This window comes from Microbacterium sp. NPDC019599 (assembly GCF_040632175.1).
GTDB lineage: Bacteria > Actinomycetota > Actinomycetes > Actinomycetales > Microbacteriaceae > Microbacterium.
This window is the reverse complement of sequence record NZ_JBEYBL010000003.1, coordinates 397672-414792: the sequence shown is the minus strand read 5'-3', so window position 1 is coordinate 414792 and position 17121 is coordinate 397672. Positions and strand designations below refer to the sequence as shown.

At 69.3% G+C, this 17121-nt stretch carries 11 protein-coding genes; all 11 read right to left on the bottom strand.

The features are described from left to right. Positions 1 to 214: 214 nt before the first annotated feature. A complete protein-coding gene (locus ABZ477_RS08490; RefSeq protein ID WP_360130850.1) occupies positions 215 to 7759 on the bottom strand; it encodes a hypothetical protein in 7545 nt (2514 codons plus the stop codon). A gap of 315 nt (positions 7760 to 8074) precedes the next feature. Continuing rightward, positions 8075 to 8293, bottom strand: coding sequence for a hypothetical protein (locus ABZ477_RS08485; RefSeq protein WP_360130847.1), 219 nt, complete (start codon positions 8291 to 8293; stop codon positions 8075 to 8077). Positions 8294 to 8433: 140 nt separating this feature from the next. Continuing rightward, complete coding sequence (gene tuf / locus ABZ477_RS08480; RefSeq protein WP_360130844.1) at positions 8434 to 9627, bottom strand: elongation factor Tu; 1194 nt, start codon at positions 9625 to 9627, stop codon at positions 8434 to 8436. Positions 9628 to 9802: 175 nt separating this feature from the next. After that, the gene (gene fusA / locus ABZ477_RS08475) at positions 9803 to 11917 is read right to left on the bottom strand and encodes an elongation factor G (protein ID WP_360130841.1); all 2115 of its coding nucleotides are present in this window, start codon (positions 11915 to 11917) and stop codon (positions 9803 to 9805) included. A gap of 80 nt (positions 11918 to 11997) precedes the next feature. Continuing rightward, a complete protein-coding gene (rpsG, locus tag ABZ477_RS08470; protein WP_360130838.1) occupies positions 11998 to 12468 on the bottom strand; it encodes a 30S ribosomal protein S7 in 471 nt (156 codons plus the stop codon). Between the two features lie 5 nt (positions 12469 to 12473). Next, a complete protein-coding gene (rpsL, locus tag ABZ477_RS08465; protein WP_018171438.1) occupies positions 12474 to 12842 on the bottom strand; it encodes a 30S ribosomal protein S12 in 369 nt (122 codons plus the stop codon). Positions 12843 to 13148: 306 nt separating this feature from the next. After that, complete coding sequence (locus ABZ477_RS08460) at positions 13149 to 13724, bottom strand: hypothetical protein (RefSeq protein WP_360130835.1); 576 nt, start codon at positions 13722 to 13724, stop codon at positions 13149 to 13151. Beyond that, on the bottom strand, positions 13721 to 14407 hold the full coding sequence (locus tag ABZ477_RS08455; protein WP_360130832.1) for a hypothetical protein: 687 nt from the start codon (positions 14405 to 14407) through the stop codon (positions 13721 to 13723). Before ABZ477_RS08455 ends, ABZ477_RS08460 begins: the two co-directional genes overlap by 4 nt. Further along, positions 14404 to 15459: a hypothetical protein gene (locus ABZ477_RS08450; protein ID WP_360130829.1), complete on the bottom strand. Its 1056-nt coding sequence runs from the start codon at positions 15457 to 15459 to the stop codon at positions 14404 to 14406. The genes ABZ477_RS08455 and ABZ477_RS08450 overlap by 4 nt, the downstream gene beginning before the upstream one ends. After that, on the bottom strand, positions 15456 to 16727 hold the full coding sequence (locus ABZ477_RS08445) for a hypothetical protein (protein WP_360130826.1): 1272 nt from the start codon (positions 16725 to 16727) through the stop codon (positions 15456 to 15458). Before ABZ477_RS08445 ends, ABZ477_RS08450 begins: the two co-directional genes overlap by 4 nt. Continuing rightward, the gene (locus tag ABZ477_RS08440; RefSeq protein ID WP_360130823.1) at positions 16727 to 17044 is read right to left on the bottom strand and encodes a hypothetical protein; all 318 of its coding nucleotides are present in this window, start codon (positions 17042 to 17044) and stop codon (positions 16727 to 16729) included. The genes ABZ477_RS08445 and ABZ477_RS08440 overlap by 1 nt, the downstream gene beginning before the upstream one ends. Between the last annotated feature and the right edge of the window lie 77 nt (positions 17045 to 17121).

Here is a 17121-nt window from a genome sequence, read left to right as displayed (position 1 = left end):
CCCGTCGCTCGGGTGGCGACGGACTCACGGGTACGAGACCCGTGTGGGAAACACTAACGGGAAGATCCGACACGACACGAATCGACACCTTCAGCATGCCGAAACCGTTACCGAAACGCCGAGAACCCCTCCGCACGGCCGAGGCGCGGAGGGGTTCCCGAACGCCGACGGCCGCGCAATCCCGTCGAGGACTGCGCGGCCGTCGGAGTGCTGGCTACGACTCTGTGTTCACCTGACCCCTCCGTCGCCGGATCACGAGCAGCGTGAGTGCGCCGCCGAGAACCGCGATCAGTCCGAGGATCACGAGGCCTGTCACCGCGGGGCCGCCTGTCACAGGCAGTGCGCCGAGCAGCACCGTCGCGTCGTCGGAGTCGCGACCCGGGTCATCCGGATCACCGAACGTGTGGTAGTCGACCACGCCGACGTTCGTGATGGAGCTCGCCGTGGACGACGGGTTGACGGTCGCCGCGAGGGTGATCGTCGGTGCGCTCGAGACTCCGTCGGGGACGTCGACAGCCTGGAGCGGGCCGAACAGCTCGCAGGTCAGCGTTCCGCCGTACCCTGCCGAGTTCTGACCTGTCACCTCGCAGCTCTCCCAGTTCGGGAACGCCGCGGGGTCGCCCTCACCGGGCCACGACACATCCGTGATCCTCAGATCGGCCGGAATCGCGTCCGTGACGATCACGCCCTCCGCCGCGGAGTCGTCGCTCACGTTGGCCACCGCGAGGCTGTACGTGAAGGACTTGCCCGGGTCGGTCTTCTCCACGCTCGCCGTCTTCTCGATCTGAAGCTCGGTGTGGCGCGCCTGGAAGCACTCGGGAGTCGCAGGCGGATAGGAGACCTCGGCGGTCACCTCGGGGTTCACCGAGATCGTCACCGTCGTGTTCGCGCTCGTCTCCAGATCTCCCGCGAACCGCCAGGCGGCGTCGGCCTCGGTCAGGTCCGCGATGAGCCCGTTGTATACGAACATCGATCGCTGCTCCGCCGTCATCTCGGTGTTGGTTCCCGGGATGAAGTAGTTCAGCGGGCTGGAGCCCGGCACGATGTCCGTCAGCTCGATCGGCCGCCATCCGGGGTAGTCGACCGCGACACCGCTCGGAGTGAACGCGGCACCCGGCCATGCGGCCAGACCTGTCCACAACGGACCGACAGGGCCCTCAGCCGCCTCGTCGATGACCACGACGGAAGGATCGCTCGTCGGGCTCGGCGGGTTCGGCTGCCACGTCAGCGTTCCCGGCTCGGACGCGAGCAGGGCCGACTTCGCCACGACCCAGCCGAGCACGGCCACGTCGCTCTGGCACGTCGTGTAGACCACGGCTGCCATGTCGCGCGTCGGGACCGAATCGTCGTCGCAGTTGTTGTCGGGGTTGCCGTCGAACCGGGCCGCCACGCAGACGAGGTTGTCGATCGAGTCGAGCGGCGGGATCTCCGGCACCGGCGGGGTCTCGCCAGGCTCGACCTGCCCGCCCTCCTCGGCCTCGGCCGGAAGGAACTCCGCCGTCACCGTGATCGTCGCCGACTCGCCGACGGCGAGCTCGTCGATCGTGAGGTTGATCACGTTGCCGGCGAGGTCGGAGTTGTCGGTGAAGGCCAGACCGCCCGGCTCGACGCCGATGGTTCCGACGAGCTGCACACGGTCGACGTAAGGCGCCTCGCTCAGCGAGTCGTCCAGGACGATGACGTCGTAGGCGGGGCCCGTGCCGTTGTTCGTCACGGTGATGACGTAGTCGAACTGATCGCCCGGCTCGACCGACGTCTCGCCGTCGGGAAGTTCGGACGTCTTCACGACACCGACGTCGTCGTAGTGGACCACCTGGCACGCGTCATCATCGGCCGTATAGCCGCCGGAGGTGACGGTCGCGCCGTTGACGACGACGATCCCGGTCTCCCCGGTGTCTTCGCACTCCGCGAGCGGCTCCACGGGAGGCCCGGTGACGCTCACGACCGCTGTGATCGTGTAGACGTGCTCGAGGATTCCGTCCTCGGCCGGGTCGAACCCGGCCGTGACGATCGTCCACGTGCCATCGCCGTCGAAGGTCGGGTTGTCGGGCGTCGGAGCGTCACCGGTCGCGGTGGCCGTCCACTCACCCTGCAGCTCGACGCCGTCCGGCAGCTGCGGCTCGTCGGTCAGGACGTAGCCGAGGCTCGGCTGAGGATCAGGCGTGCCCGCCGGGTACGTGACTCTGATCTCGTAGCTCAGCGTCCAGTCGCCGTCTGCACCCTGGTCGGCGATCCCGTCCGCCGACTTGGCGATCGTCGGGAACACCGGCTCCGAGCAGGCTTCGACGGGCGTCTCCTGCCCACCAGAGGTCAGCAGTGCGGTGTTCAGGAACCCGCCCGTCTCGCCGTCGCCCGGCTCGCACGCGGTCGTCCCGTTCTCGATAGCCGCCTCTCCCACCGAGGCGACCGCGGTCACCGTGTAGGTGTGCGTCGCACCGGCCGCGATGGCCTTGCCCGAGGCGAGGGTCGCAGGGTCGGTCACAGGCTCGAACGGGCCGGACGATTCACCGGACCAGCTGGCCTCGTTGACGGTGATGTCCCCGCCGAAGTCCAGCGTGTCGGAGAGGTCGTACTTCGCCGACAGCCCGTCGGGGTTGCTCGGACCGACCGGCGCGAGGTTCACGACGATGTCGTACGTGATCGTCCAGTCACCCGAGGCGGGATCCTGATCGGTCGCCGTGACGGTCTTGGTGATCGTCGGGTACACGCGATCGGCGACCGGGATGCAGTCCGTGTCGTCGATCGGGATGTCGCCGACCAGCAGCGTCGCCGTGTTGAAGAAGCCGCTGCCCGGCTCTCCCGTGCACTCGGCGGCATCCACCTCGAACGCGTCGGTCACCTCGACGAGCCACGTCACGCGGTACACGTGCGTCGCACCGGCGGGCAGAGCGACTCCGGTCACGAAGTCGGTGCCCGGTGCGATCGGCAGCACGGGTCCGGCGACGTCGGTGCGCTGAGCCGTTCCGTCTCCGAGCGTGATCCCCGAAGCGAAGTCCGGCGTGTCGGAGAGCGAGTAGAACGTGTCATACCCGCCGGATGTCACCGTCACGTCGTACGAGACGAGCCACATGGCGGGGTCGACAGCATCCTGCACCGCCGAGATGCCGACCTTCACGATCGTCGGCAGCGCCGGCTCGGAGCAGTCGTCGGCGGGGATCTCGATGCCGTTGACCGTCACGGTCGCGACGTTGAGGAACCCGCCGGCCGTCGGCGTCTCGCCGTCGACGCACGTGAGCGTGTCACCGTCCCACGCCGCAGCATCGACGGTCGCCAGCGCCGTCACCGTGTAGGTCTCGATGCCGTCAGGCGCCAGCACCCGATCGGTCGCGAGAACGGCCGTGCCGTCGGGCGCGAAGGCACCGCCGCCCGTCGGTCCGGCCCACGAGGCGCCGTCGAGGGTGATGTCGCCGCCGAAGTCGACTGTGTCCTCCAGGCTGTAGACGGCGGCGAGGGACGCCGACGAGTTGGTGACCACGACGTCGTAGGTGATCTCCCACTGCCCGTCCACCAGCTGCGTGGTTCCGGTCACCGTCTTGGTGATCGTCACGTCGGGCCGGTCGATGTCGACGCAGTCGGACGAGTCGACGACGGTGATCCCGTTCGTGACGGATGCCGTGTTCCACACGCCTCCGCCCTGACCCGGTGCCTGGCCGCACGTGAGCAGCGCATCGGTCACAGTCGCGGCGACCGTGACGGTCCGCGTGATCGTGTACACGTGCACCGCTCCGGCGGGGAGGGTCCCCGTCGCGAGCTGTCCCGTGCCTGCCCACGCACCGTTCCTCACGAACGAGCCCTGGCCGCCCGTCGTCGGGTCGGATGCCGCCCACGAGCCGCCCGTCACACCGGCGGGCAGCGCCGCCGCGGTGTCGCTGAGCGTGTACGCGAGCGGAATCGTCGTCGTGTTGGAGACGGCGACGAGGTAGGACAGCGTCCAGGCGCCCGTCGTGGTGTTCTGCACCGCCGCCTGGGCGGTCTTCTGGACCGTCGGCGAGCCGGGGACGGCACATCCCGTGTCACTGTTCGTGCCGCCGGGGAACGTCACCGTCGCGCGGTTGAAGAAGCCGCCGCCGTCGGTCGGCGAGCACACGACGGCAGTCGGATCCACCGGCGGATCCACAACCTCGGCGATCACGACGTAGGTGTAGGTGTCGCTGCCGCCGCCCTCGATCGGGATGTCCGTGACATCCGGCGCGCCTTCCCAGCCCTCGCTGACGACAGAGAAGCTCGAGTCGAACTCCGGGGTGTCGGTCAGCGAGTAAGTCGTCGCGAGCGTCGGGCTGCCGTTGGTGACGACGACCTCGTACTCGATCCGCCACGTGCCGTCGGCGAGCTGCTCGACGGTGCCGTCGCTCTTGGCGACCGTCACGGGCACGAGGATGTCGTTGTTGTTCAGCGTGCACGTGACGTCATCGCCGGGGGCGAGCGTCAGCGTGGGGCTGCCCGTCGTCGTGTTCGGGTAGCCCGTGCAGACGAGGGAGTCCAGCGCATAGGCGGCCGGGCCGCCCGTCTCGCCGATCGTGTAGACGACGCCTGCCTGCACCGCCTGGTCCGTCACATCGGCCGTGCCTGTCTGGCCGCTGAGATCGGGGCCACCCGGAGTGGTCGCGGTGAGCGTCCACGCGCTCGGCTGAGCCGTGCCGCCGTTGTCGTTCGTCACGGTCTTGACGAGCGTGAGGAGCGGAGCGACGTCGTCGTTGACGAACCGGTAGACGTGGTTGTCGAGCGGGTCGACCGTGATCAGCCAGTCGCCGTCCCCGTTCTGCCGCGGGTACCCCAGCGGGTTCGGGTTGGCCACGACGTCCTCCCACACGCCGTTCACCAGGTGCTCGAGCTTCGAGAACTGGTAGCCGGTCACATCGGACTCGGTGAGGGTGTAGACGTGGTCCGGCCGGACGGCGAAGGTGCTTCCGGGAAGCGCGTTCTCGGAGCCGTCGACGGTCGTCGCGCTCAGACCGGCGAAGTCATCCGGCGTGCCCGTGAGGTCCCATGCGCTCGGAACGGCGCCGCCGCCGTTGTCGTTCACGACGCGCTTGAGGAGCGTGAGGTCAGCCGTCTGGTTCACGAAGGTGCAGGCCACGCGGAAGCCGAGCGGCACGTTGACACCGCCGTTGATGCCGTCCGAGAAGCCGCTGCCGGGGAACGGGTCGCCGTTCTCATCGACGCGGATACACGTCGCGGATCCTGTCGAAAGCGGGTTGGACTGCAGCGCAGTGCGGTTGTCCGTCTGCCGGTAGGTCGCATCGCCGCCGCTCTCGAACAGCTGGTAGCGCGCGTTGGGGGTGACGGTCTGAGAGGTCACGGCCGCGCTTCCGGCGGCACCGGAGAAGCCCGGAAGTGCTGTCGGAACCTCGGCACTCGCCAGGAATGAGGCGTTGAGCGTCCAGCTCGCGGGCGAGGCGTCGCCTCCCTCGACCTGCTTGATCAGAGTCAGCTCGCTGCTGCAGGTGACCGTGTTCGTGATCGTCGCAGTGTTGTTGACCTGGGTCAGATCGAAGTCGTAGCCGCCGGCGAGCGGAATGTTCGCAGACGCTCCGTTGATTTCGGTGACCACCGGGTCGTTCATACACAGGTCCGGGTCGATCAGCGTCACGTCTTCCGTCAGCGTCGTCGAGTCGCCGACCGAGTAGCCGGTGCGCACGACGCCCCAGCCCTGGTCGGTGGCCCCGGCGCCGTCGGGCCCCGTCAGCTGGAGCTGAGCGCTCAACCCGCCGGGCTGTGCGCCGTTGTCGTACTCCACGCCGTTGACGACCCAGTTCTTCGTGACCGTGATGTCGGCCGCGGGTGCGGGAGCGCGGTTGAAGATCGTGCAGTTGACAGCCTGTGAACTGGGCACGTCGACCGTGAAGCCCAATGCGGGATCGGCCGTCGGCGTCACCACCGCGTTCGTGTTGAGGTTCACGCAGACGGCGTTGTGGCCGTTGACCGGCTGCAGCGTGAATCCGTCCTGCTGCGTCTCGATGACGGTGACGGAGGCGCTCGTCGTGCCGCCCGTGAAGGTCAGCGGGTAGGTCACCGTGCCGGTGCCGTCCGCGATCGTGGTCTGGGCGGCGGCGGGGGTCGTGACTCCGGCGGTGTTGACCGTCCCCGTGAACTGCCAGCCGGCGCCCGCGGCCACGGCTCCCGTCGTCTGGCCGACGGGCGTCGTGTTCGGGATGACCTGCTTCGTGACCGTCAGGGTGCCCTCGCAGTTGCCGAGGGCGAGCGCGCGCAGCGCCGCGCCGACGGCAGGGTAGTCGCTCGTCTGGAAGAAGTCCGCGACCGAGCCGTTGCTGCCGTTGTAGGCCGTCGGACCCGAGATGGCCCGCAGGTTGAGTCCGTTCGTCGCACCCGTCGCGCCCGCGCCGACACCGAAGGCGATGACGCGCGTGGGGGCGGCGCCTCCGGGTCCTGCCTTCAGCGAGTTGGCGGAGAAGATGCCGTTCTCCGTCTCCCGGAAGCGGTTGTCCGAGCTGTTCCCCTGCGGAGGCTCGTTGTACCGCGTGGGGTTGCCGTCGGTGATGATGACGGCGAGGTCGAAGCTGTTCGCCGGGCTGTTGGCCGCGGCCGCGGTGCCGAGGCCCCGGTCCCAGTTCGTGCCGCCGCCGGCGGTCCAGCCGGCGTAGAGCGTCTTGAAGGCGGTCGCCTGCGCGGGCGTCGAGACCGAGGTGAGGTTCGGGAAGTTCGCCGTCGAGCCGGCGGCCGGGCTGATGTCTGCGAAGGAGAACAGCGCCATGCGCGAGGGCGTCCCCTGGAGGGCGTCGACGAACGTGTCCGCCGATGCCTTGAGGTCGGCAAGAGAGGGCGCGACGGAGCCCGAGAGGTCGAGGATCAGCGCGACATCCAGTCCACAGGACGGGTCGAGCCCCGGGTTGTTGCGGGACTGCTGCCAGATGCCGCCCGAGGCCGTCGGGACCGCGCCCGAAGACAGCATGAAGTCGTTGGCGTTCTGCGACGAGTACGTGGTGTTGGCGCGCAGCTGCGTGCCGGTCCGGAACGTGTACGCAGTCGCGTTGTTGACATTGCCGAAGGCGTCACCGGTGCGCAGCGTCGGGTTCGTGTAGTAGCCGGTGGGAGCCGGAGCCCCCGTCGCGGCCACGACCCAGTACCGGGCATCGCGGTTGGCGCCGCCGGCCTGAGTGTTGGGGACCACGAACGAGCAGTCGCCGTCCGCGTCCGAGATGCACAGGGCCCACCCGGGGTCGACGCCCGCGACACCGTCGGGCCGGTTGCCGCTCGGGGCGGTCGTGCCGGTGTTGAGCACGAGCACTCGCCCGGCCAGCGGCGTGACGCCCGTGACGCCGGTGCGGTCCGACCCCACCTTCACCGTGATGACGGCGGTGTTCGCGGTCGGATCGGGGACGAGCAGGATGCCGATGCCGGCGTCCTCCTCCGCTGCCGACTTGTCGGTGGGCGCGGCGGTCTTGTCGTCCGCGGGGGCCGTGGGCTCATCCGTCGGAACCACGGGGTCGGTCGGCTCGTCGGTGGGCTCGGCCGGGTCGGTCGCGCCGTCGGAGGGCTCGGTCGGCTCCTCCGTCGGCACGGCCGGGTCGGCGGGCTCTGCGGGCTCTTCCGCGGGAGGCGTCGCCTCCTCCGCAGGGGTCTCGGTCGCCGAGGTCTCTTCGGGCGAGGGAGTCGGAGTGATCTCCTCAGCGGCGGCCAATCCGACGCCGCTGAACATGAGCGCAGCCGACAGCAGCGTGGCGATCCCGCCCGCGTACCACCGGTGCCGCAGTGTCAGCTGACGCTGCCGCTCCCGCTCCTCCCGCATGGAACGGCGCACGCCGGTGCGCCCCGAATTCTGCCCGCCCAGAAAACCAGACATCATTGTTAGCCCTGTCGCCCTCGGGCCTCGCGAACGAGACCCCGCCCGAGGCTCCCCCGAATGGAAACCCCGAGAAGAAGCGAGCCCGCATCGCCCTCAGCCCCCCGGCCGATGATGCGAAGTCCCCTCTCCCCGATGCGAACGTATAGCCCGCGAGACGCGGGGGTCAACCCCCGACTCCGGCCGCGGCTCGTCGGAGCCGCGGCACCCGATGCTGAACCCCAGGCGCGAGAAAGGCCCGGGCGGTCCCCCGCCCGGGCCTGCTGTGCCGTCCTACGGCTCGGTTCCGATCGCGCCGTCCGCCTTGTCGCGGAGGTCGTCGACCGCCGGGTCGAACTGGTCGGGCGCGATCTTCTTGGCGAGATCCGCGGCGCTGTCGAACACCTGGTCGCTCACCTGCTCGGCCTGTTCCGAGTTCAAGGCGTCGTCGATCTTGTCCTTGTTGTCCTCGAAGAGCTGCTTGCCCTGGTTGATGAGGTCGTCGATGCCCATCTGCACTCCTTCAGCGCCGCTGTGACGCTCTGGCGACCATGCTGACCGAGGCGACAGCATCCGTCAACGACACCGCGGCATGCACGACGAGAGGGCCGCACCCGATCGGGTGCGGCCCTCCGCAAGTGTCCGGGAAGGACTTACTTGATGATCTTCGTGACCGTGCCGGCGCCGACGGTGCGGCCACCCTCACGGATCGCGTAGCCGAGGCCCTCCTCCATGGCGATCGGCTGGATGAGCTCGACCGTCATGTCGGTGGTGTCGCCGGGCATGACCATCTCGGTACCCTCGGGCAGCGTGATGACGCCGGTGACGTCGGTGGTGCGGAAGTAGAACTGCGGACGGTAGTTCGTGAAGAACGGGTTGTGACGGCCGCCCTCCTCCTTGGACAGGATGTACGCCGTGCCCTCGAAGTTGGTGTGCGGGGTGACCGAACCGGGCTTCACGACGACCTGGCCGCGCTCGACGTCGTCACGCTTGGTGCCGCGCAGGAGCAGACCGCAGTTCTCGCCGGCCCAGGCCTCGTCGAGCTGCTTGTGGAACATCTCGATACCCGTGACGATCGTCTTCTGCGTCGGTCGCAGGCCGACGATCTCGACCTCCGAGTTGATCGCGAGCGTGCCACGCTCGGCGCGGCCCGTGACGACCGTGCCACGACCGGTGATCGTGAAGACGTCCTCGATGGGCATGAGGAACGGCTTGTCCTTGTCGCGCACCGGGTCCGGGATCGACTCGTCGACAGCATCCATGAGCTCGACGATCTTCTCGGTCCACTCGGCGTCGCCCTCGAGCGCCTTCAGGCCCGAGACGCGGACGACGGGGGCGTTGTCGCCGTCGAAGTCCTGCGACGAGAGCAGCTCGCGGACCTCGAGCTCGACGAGCTCCAGGATCTCCTCGTCGTCGACCATGTCCGACTTGTTGAGCGCGACGAGCAGGTAGGGGACGCCGACCTGCTTGGCGAGCAGCACGTGCTCACGCGTCTGAGCCATCGGGCCGTCGGTGGCGGCGACCACGAGGATCGCGCCGTCCATCTGAGCGGCACCGGTGATCATGTTCTTGATGTAGTCGGCGTGACCCGGGGCGTCGACGTGCGCGTAGTGGCGCTTCGGCGTCTCGTACTCGACGTGCGAGATGTTGATCGTGATGCCGCGCTGGCGCTCCTCGGGAGCGGAGTCGATCGACGCGAAGTCGCGCTGCACGTTGGTGGCCGACGGGTACTTGTCGGCGAGCACCTTCGAGATCGCGGCGGTGAGCGTGGTCTTGCCGTGGTCGACGTGACCGATCGTTCCGATGTTCACGTGCGGCTTGGTCCGCTCGAACTTGGCCTTAGCCACTTGGTCCTCCTCAGGACGGTCGTGTAGAGATTCCGGGCACTGGTTTGCGACCGGTTCTCTACGGGGATGTCTCTAGCTTAGTAGAGGGGTTTCGGTTGAATCTGTGAAGTTATGTGAAGGGCGGATGCTGCGACCGGCGCCGGCATCGGCGCTAGGCCGCAGCATCCCGAGGCGATTACTCGCCCTTGTTCTTCTGGACGATCTCGTCGGCCACGTTGCGAGGAACCTCGGCGTAGCTGTCGAACTCCATCGAGTAGACGGCGCGGCCCGAGGTCTTCGAACGCAGGTCGCCGATGTAGCCGAACATCTCGGAGAGCGGCACGAGCGCACGCACGACCTTGACGCCGGCAGCGTCCTCCATCGACTGGATCTGGCCGCGACGGCTGTTGAGGTCGCCGATGACGTCGCCCATGTACTCCTCGGGAGTACGCACCTCGACGGCCATGAGCGGCTCGAGGATGACGGGGTTCGCCTTGCGGACGGCCTCCTTGAAGCCCATCGAGCCGGCGATCTTGAACGCCATCTCGGACGAGTCGACGTCGTGCGACGCGCCGTCCATGAGGATGGCCTTCACGCCCACCATGGGGTAGCCGGCGAGCACGCCGACGTTCATGGCGTCCTGGAAGCCCTGGTTGGTCGGCTCGATGTACTCGCGCGGGATGCGGCCACCGGTGACCTTGTTCTCGAACTCGTACGTCTTGTCGGCCGTGACCTCGAGGGGCTCGAGCGCGAACTGGATCTTCGCGAACTGGCCCGACCCACCGGTCTGCTTCTTGTGCGTGTAGTCGTGGCGCTCCACGGTCTTCTTGATCGTCTCGCGGTACGCGACCTGGGGCTTTCCGACGTTGGCCTCGACCTTGAACTCGCGCTTCATGCGGTCCACGAGGATGTCGAGGTGCAGCTCGCCCATGCCCTTGATGACGGTCTGGCCGGTCTCGGCGTTCTGCTCGACGCGGAACGTCGGGTCCTCTTCGGCGAGCTTCTGGATGGCGACACCCAGCTTCTCCTGGTCGGCCTTCGTCTTGGGCTCGATGGCGACCTCGATGACGGGCTCGGGGAACGTCATCGACTCGAGGACGACCTGGTTGGCCGCGTCCGACAGCGTGTCACCGGTCGTCGTGTCCTTCAGGCCGATGACGGCGTAGATGTGGCCCGCGGTGACCGAGTCGACCGGGTTCTCCTTGTTGGCGTGCATCTGGAAGATCTTCCCGATGCGCTCCTTCTTGCCCTTGGTCGCGTTGACGACCTGCGCGCCCGAGTCGAGGTGACCCGAGTACACGCGGATGTAGGTCAGGCGGCCGAAGAAGGGGTGCGACACGATCTTGAACGCGAGCGCCGCGAAGGGCTCGTTGCGGTCGGCGTGACGCTCGATGATCCTCTCTTCGTCCTTCGGGTCGTGCGCCTCGATGGCGGGCACGTCCAGAGGAGTCGGGAGGTAGTCCACGACCGCGTCGAGCATGGGCTGCACACCGCGGTTCTTGAACGCCGAGCCGCACAGGACGGGGTAGATCTCGGAGTTGATCGTGAGCTTGCGGATCGCGCCCTTGATCTCGGCGACCGTGAGCTCCTCACCGCCGAAGTACTTCTCGAGCAGGTGCTCGTCGGTCTCGGCGACCGTCTCGAGCAGGTGCTGGCGGTACTCGGCGGCCTTGTCGGCGAGGTCGGCCGGGATCTCCTGGATCTCGTACTTGGCACCCATCGTCACGTCGCCCTTGGCGTCGCCGGGCCAGACCAGCGCGCGCATCTCGACGAGGTCGATGACGCCGATGAAGTCGTTCTCGACACCGATCGGGAGCTGCAGCACGAGCGGCTTGGCCTTCAGTCGGTTGACGATCGTGTCGACCGTGAAGTAGAAGTCGGCGCCCAGCTTGTCCATCTTGTTGACGAAGCAGATGCGGGGCACGTCGTACTTGTCGGCCTGGCGCCACACCGTCTCGGACTGGGGCTCGACGCCCTCCTTGCCGTCGAAGACGGCGACCGCGCCGTCGAGCACGCGGAGCGAGCGCTCGACCTCGACCGTGAAGTCGACGTGGCCGGGCGTGTCGATGATGTTGATCTGGTTCTTGTCCCAGAAGCACGTGACGGCGGCCGACGTGATCGTGATGCCGCGCTCCTGCTCCTGCTCCATCCAGTCGGTGGTCGCAGCGCCGTCGTGCGTCTCGCCGATCTTGTGGTTGACGCCCGTGTAGAAGAGGATGCGCTCGGTCGTCGTCGTCTTGCCGGCATCGATGTGCGCCATGATGCCGATGTTGCGGACCTTGGTGAGGTCGGTGAGCACTTCTTGTGCCACGGGGTGTCCTTACGTGTAGTGACGGATGTCGCGGGGAAGCCGGCCGGACGGGTTGCGTCCGGCCGGCATCCGGATGCTGATTACCAGCGGTAGTGCGCGAAGGCGCGGTTCGACTCGGCCATCTTGTGGGTGTCTTCGCGGCGCTTGACCGCGGCACCCAGGCCGTTCGAGGCGTCCAGGATCTCGTTCTGGAGGCGCTCGGTCATCGTCTTCTCACGACGGCCCTTGGCGTAGCTGACGAGCCAGCGGAGGGCGAGCGTGTTGGCGCGGTGAGGCTTGACCTCGACCGGCACCTGGTAGGTCGAGCCGCCGACGCGGCGCGACTTGACCTCGAGGGTCGGGCGGACGTTGTCGAGCGCCTTCTTGAGCGTCGCGACGGCGTCCTGGCCGTTCTTGGCCTCGACGCCGCGGAGGGCGCCGTAGACGATCGACTCGGCGAGCGACTTCTTGCCGTCCACGAGGATCTTGTTGACGAGCGACGTGACGATCGGCGCGCCGTAGACGGGGTCGTTGACGACGGGGCGCTTCGGGGCGGGTCCCTTGCGAGGCATTGTTCTCAGCCCTTCTTCGCGCCGTAGCGGCTGCGAGCCTGCTTGCGGTTCTTGACGGCCTGGGTGTCCAGGGCACCGCGGACGATCTTGTAGCGGACACCCGGGAGGTCCTTCACACGACCGCCGCGGACGAGCACGAGCGAGTGCTCCTGCAGGTTGTGGCCCTCGCCCGGGATGTAGGCGGTGACCTCGGTGCCGTTGCGGAGCTTGACACGGGCGACCTTGCGCATCGCCGAGTTCGGCTTCTTGGGCGTGGTCGTGTACACGCGGGTGCAGACACCCGCCTGCTGCGGGTTCGCCTTGAGCGCCGGCGCCTTGGTCTTCGAGACCTTGGGCGAGCGACCCTTGCGAACCAACTGCTGAATGGTTGGCACGTTCTCTCCTTGTTGGTGCTGCACGGTGACAGCGTCGTGGGTCTCCCCCGGTCGTCACGGATCTTGCGATCTGTTTCGCTCCGGGCTCACGTGGATCCGCCGGCGCGGCATGATGGTGCCGCGCCTCGTGTGGTGGATATGCCGTGGGGGTGGCCTGTTCGCAGGCCGTTCCCTGAGATGGGGCGCCCTGCTGCCGCCTTCCGCGCCGAGGCACGGCGGACGGCGCGCGTGAGCGCACACCCGATCCATGATACGCGGGATCGGGGAGGGTGGTCAAACGCGCGGGATGCCTCGCGGCGCTCCGCGTCAGTCCTCCCAGCGCACGGTGCGGGCGAGCTCCTCGAAGTGCGGACGGAACCGCTCGAAGGCGGTGAAGTCGGTCGTGGACGTGCCGAGCATGAGAAAGCCCTCCGGCACCTCGAAGACGTACGTCCCGATGAGATTGGCGACGTGGACGGCGCGGTCGTCGAGGGGGGCGTGCCGCTCGACGTAGACGCCGGGCACTCCGCTGTCGGTCACGACGTCGCGCACGATGGGCGGGACGTAGTCGCCGTCGCCGCGACCGCCCGCGATGTCGACGGCGGGCGCGTCGCCCACCTCGCTCCGGGGGATCGGGATGCTGCCCACGAGGAACGGCGCGGTCTCGAGCGTGTCGATCCAGATGTAGCCCGACTGCGCTCCGATCTCCTGGACGCTGCCGCCCAGGAGCGCGAGGGCGTCCACGAGCGCCGCCCGCTGACGACGCCGCGGCTTGGGTCGGAACGCGGGAGCGATCTCGGCGACGAGCGCCGTCGCCCAGTCCCGCGGCGTGGCGAAGACTTCGCCGTCGCCGAACTGCGGCACGCCGATCCAGTCGTCGGGATAGTGGATGTAGAAGCTCACGGCTGCCGGCCCTCCTCACGCTGGGCGGCCTCGCGGTCGTCCGCCGCGCGCGCCCGGGTCGCGGCATCCCCGATCGTCTCATCGCCGAAGGCGACCGTCGCCATGAGCGCATCGACGAAGAACTCGCTCGCCCGCGCGATCTCGTCCGCTTCGTCCGTGTCGGGGACGATGATCTCGGCGAGGAAGGCCAGCCATTCGCCGTCGGCCGGCGGGCTCACGGTGTAGACGACGCGCCGTCGGGGGAACGACGTGTACGTGCCCTCGGCATCCTGCTCCCCCGGAATGTCGTCCGTCGTGCGGACCCCGAGGAGTCCCCCGACGTCGACGGCGCGGGCTCCCGGCGACGCGGCCGCCATGGCCAGGAGCACGTCCGCGATCGAGCGGCGGGGATCCGGCCGGGTGGGCAGCGGCCCGACCGTGACGGTGACCGGGATCGTGACGCCGCCCGTCGTCCCCACGGGAAGCCACACCTCGTAGGCGCGCCCGCGCGCGCTGTCGGCGAGCTCCCGCAGCGACCGGCGCAGCTGAGCCCGCACGAGGTCTCGGCGGGCAGGCTCGGCGGAGCGTGCCAGAGCGGCGCTGAGCTCGGCGATCCGTTCCTCCACGTCGTCGTCGATGCGCAGCCGGACCCAGCCCTCGGGCTGCACGACCGAGATGCGGGTCCGCGCGGCGGCCGGCCTCATCGCGCGGCTCCCGCCGTCCGGCGCCGGGCGGCGACACGGCCCGCAACGATCCGCACGACGATCGCGACCGCGAGCGCGCCGAGGAGCGCGAGCAGGACGTCCAGGCCCCAGCGGAAGCCGCCGAAGAAGGGCGTTCCGAGAACGAGGTACCACGTCGCCGCAGCGGCGACGAGGACGACGAGTCCCAGCATCCCGACCCGCGGCCCGCCGCGCGGACCGTCGAGCGGATGACGGATGCCGGCGACGAACGTGACCGCGAGCGCGAGGGCCAGCGCCCAGGGCACCCACACCAGGATGAGCAGCAGCGCGAACGGCCCAGGCTCTGCCGCAGGAGCCGACACGAGCAGGACCACGGTGGCGACGAGGATCGGCAGCGCGCACAGGATGCCGAAGCACCAGGCGATCCACACGAGGGCCGCGCGCGTCCAGCGCAGTGCGCGGCGCCGCCGCTGTGCGCGCGTGGGCGGAGCCGGCACACGAGGTCCGCCATGCGCCGCGCGGAGCCGGCGCTCGGCGGGCAGGAGCCAGATCTCGTCGAATCCCTGCGCGATGCCGCGGTGCAGCGCCTTCGGGATGTGCGACGCGGTCACGCGGATGCCGACCGTCGCCAGGACGACGGCGGCCAGCGCGGCGACGCCCGCCGCGGCGTAGCCGAGGCGATCCGCCGGTCCGGCCTCGGGATCCGTGACGACGAGGGCCGCGTTCACGAGCAGTGCGACCAGGGAGTGGAACCGGAGCCATTCGGGCGTCGAGAAGACGCCGGGGAGCTTCGGCCGACCTGCGCGGTCCTGCGGCGTCCACCATCGCTTCGGCGGCCGGCACACGATGACGGCGACGAGGAGGGTCGCGCTCCACAGTCCGCCCCACCACCACGGCGTGGCGCCGAACTCCGATGCCGGGCAGGGGCGGTCGTCGCTCAGGCAGGTCGCGATCCGCGAGACCGGCGGGACGGCGAGGATGAGCAGCATGCCGCCGACGAGCCAGCCCATCGCGAGCCAGCCGAAGACGCGTCCGATGAGCAGATCCGCGCGACCGGATGCTGCGGTGGTCACCAGTCCCCGCCGAGCCGCCAGCCGATGTCGGGCACATGGGGCTCGAGCGCGTCGGACAGGGGGTTCTCGGCGAGCGCCGTGGCCGTGTTGAGCGCACCCACACCGCCCGCGGCGCACCACAGGGGCCGCATCGCACCGGTCGCGAGATTGCCGCTGAGCATCTGCCCCGAGGCCATCGCGTGGATCATCGACAGCTTCTGCGTGCTCAGGCCCAGTGCCTGGCCCGCGAGCTTGACGCCGGCGGGCGTCGCGCCGGGAGCGGATGCCGCAACGCCGGCCCGTTCGACGAGCACCGTGGCGCGGGCGAAGGTCATGCCGCGGATGCCGCTGCCGGCGAAGCTCCGCATGAGCGAGGTCGCGACGGTCGTCTTCGTCGCCGTCGCGGCGGCCTTCAGCGCGACGCCGGCCCCCACGATGTTGAGGACCGCGAGGCCCACGTTGACGATGCCCTCCGCGAGCGACATGTTGCCCGTCGTGATCTGCGCGGCGGAGTTCAGCGCCTGGTAGGCGATGTTCGCGACGACGATCGCCGTCAGGATGAGGCCCACGACGAGGTTGACGCCCGGGATGAAGAGCAGGACGGCGCCCGCGACCGCTGCGACGATGCCGAGCACGTTGCCGACCGTGTCGAGGATGTCCTTGTGCTCGCCGACCCACTGCGAGAAGTCGTCCCACGCACTGTCGTTGAGATCGCCCGAGTCCTCGACCAGCCGGATGGCCTCGACCGCGGACTCGGCGCCCATGTCGCGGTCCACGATGGCGTCGTGGAGGTCCTGCTCGGCACCCGCGAGCAGGAGCTGCGCGCTGCCGGACCTCTGCAGCCAGTCCTGCAGCTGGGACTGCAGGCCGGGCAGGTTGGCGGGCGGCGTCGCGGGATCGTCGACGCGGTCGCGGTAGTGGTCGACCATGCACTCTGCGGTGGCACGGTCGCTCTGAGCCTGGATGGCCTTGTCGAGCGCGTCGAGCGAGCGCGCCTGCGCGTCGCGGAGGACGGGGGCGTAGGCGACCATGGCGTCGCCCACGCCGCGGTACCGCTCCTCGGCACGGACGATGCGGCGCGCGACGTCCTCGGCCTGCTCGCGGATCGCATCGATCGCCTGCGCCTGGCCGAAGCCCTCGCCGAGCGCGGTCGTGAGGTTCTGCGACGCCCGCAGGATCGCCTCGGCCGTGCCGAGGTACATGCGACCCGTGAGGGCGACGCGGTCCGGGTCGCCGGGAACCGGATCGTGCGCGCGGTCGATGGGCGACCAGTCGGCGGGGCGTGTCATCACGCCTCCGCCACGACGGACGGCGGGTACGAGGTGCGCTGATCGGTCAGGACGCGCGCGAGCGCCTGATCGGTCTGCTCGAAGCCCGTGACGATCGTCTGGAGCCCGTCGCGGACGACGGCCAGCTGCTCGGCGAGCTCGCTGCGGCGGTGGTCCCAGTTGTCCGCGAACGCCTGCACGCGATCCGCGAGCCGATCGTGGCCGACGGCGTCGGCGAGCCGCTCGCTGCGCGCCGTCGCCTCGGTGAACTCGCCGTGGATGCGGCTCACGTCGATGCGCGCGGCGTCCAGGGCGAGAAGGTCGACGATCAGTGTCATCGCCGGCGTCTCCTGTGGGTGGTTCCGGAACGGGGGCGGGGATGCCGCGAGGCCCGGCCGTCGAAGACCGGGCCCCG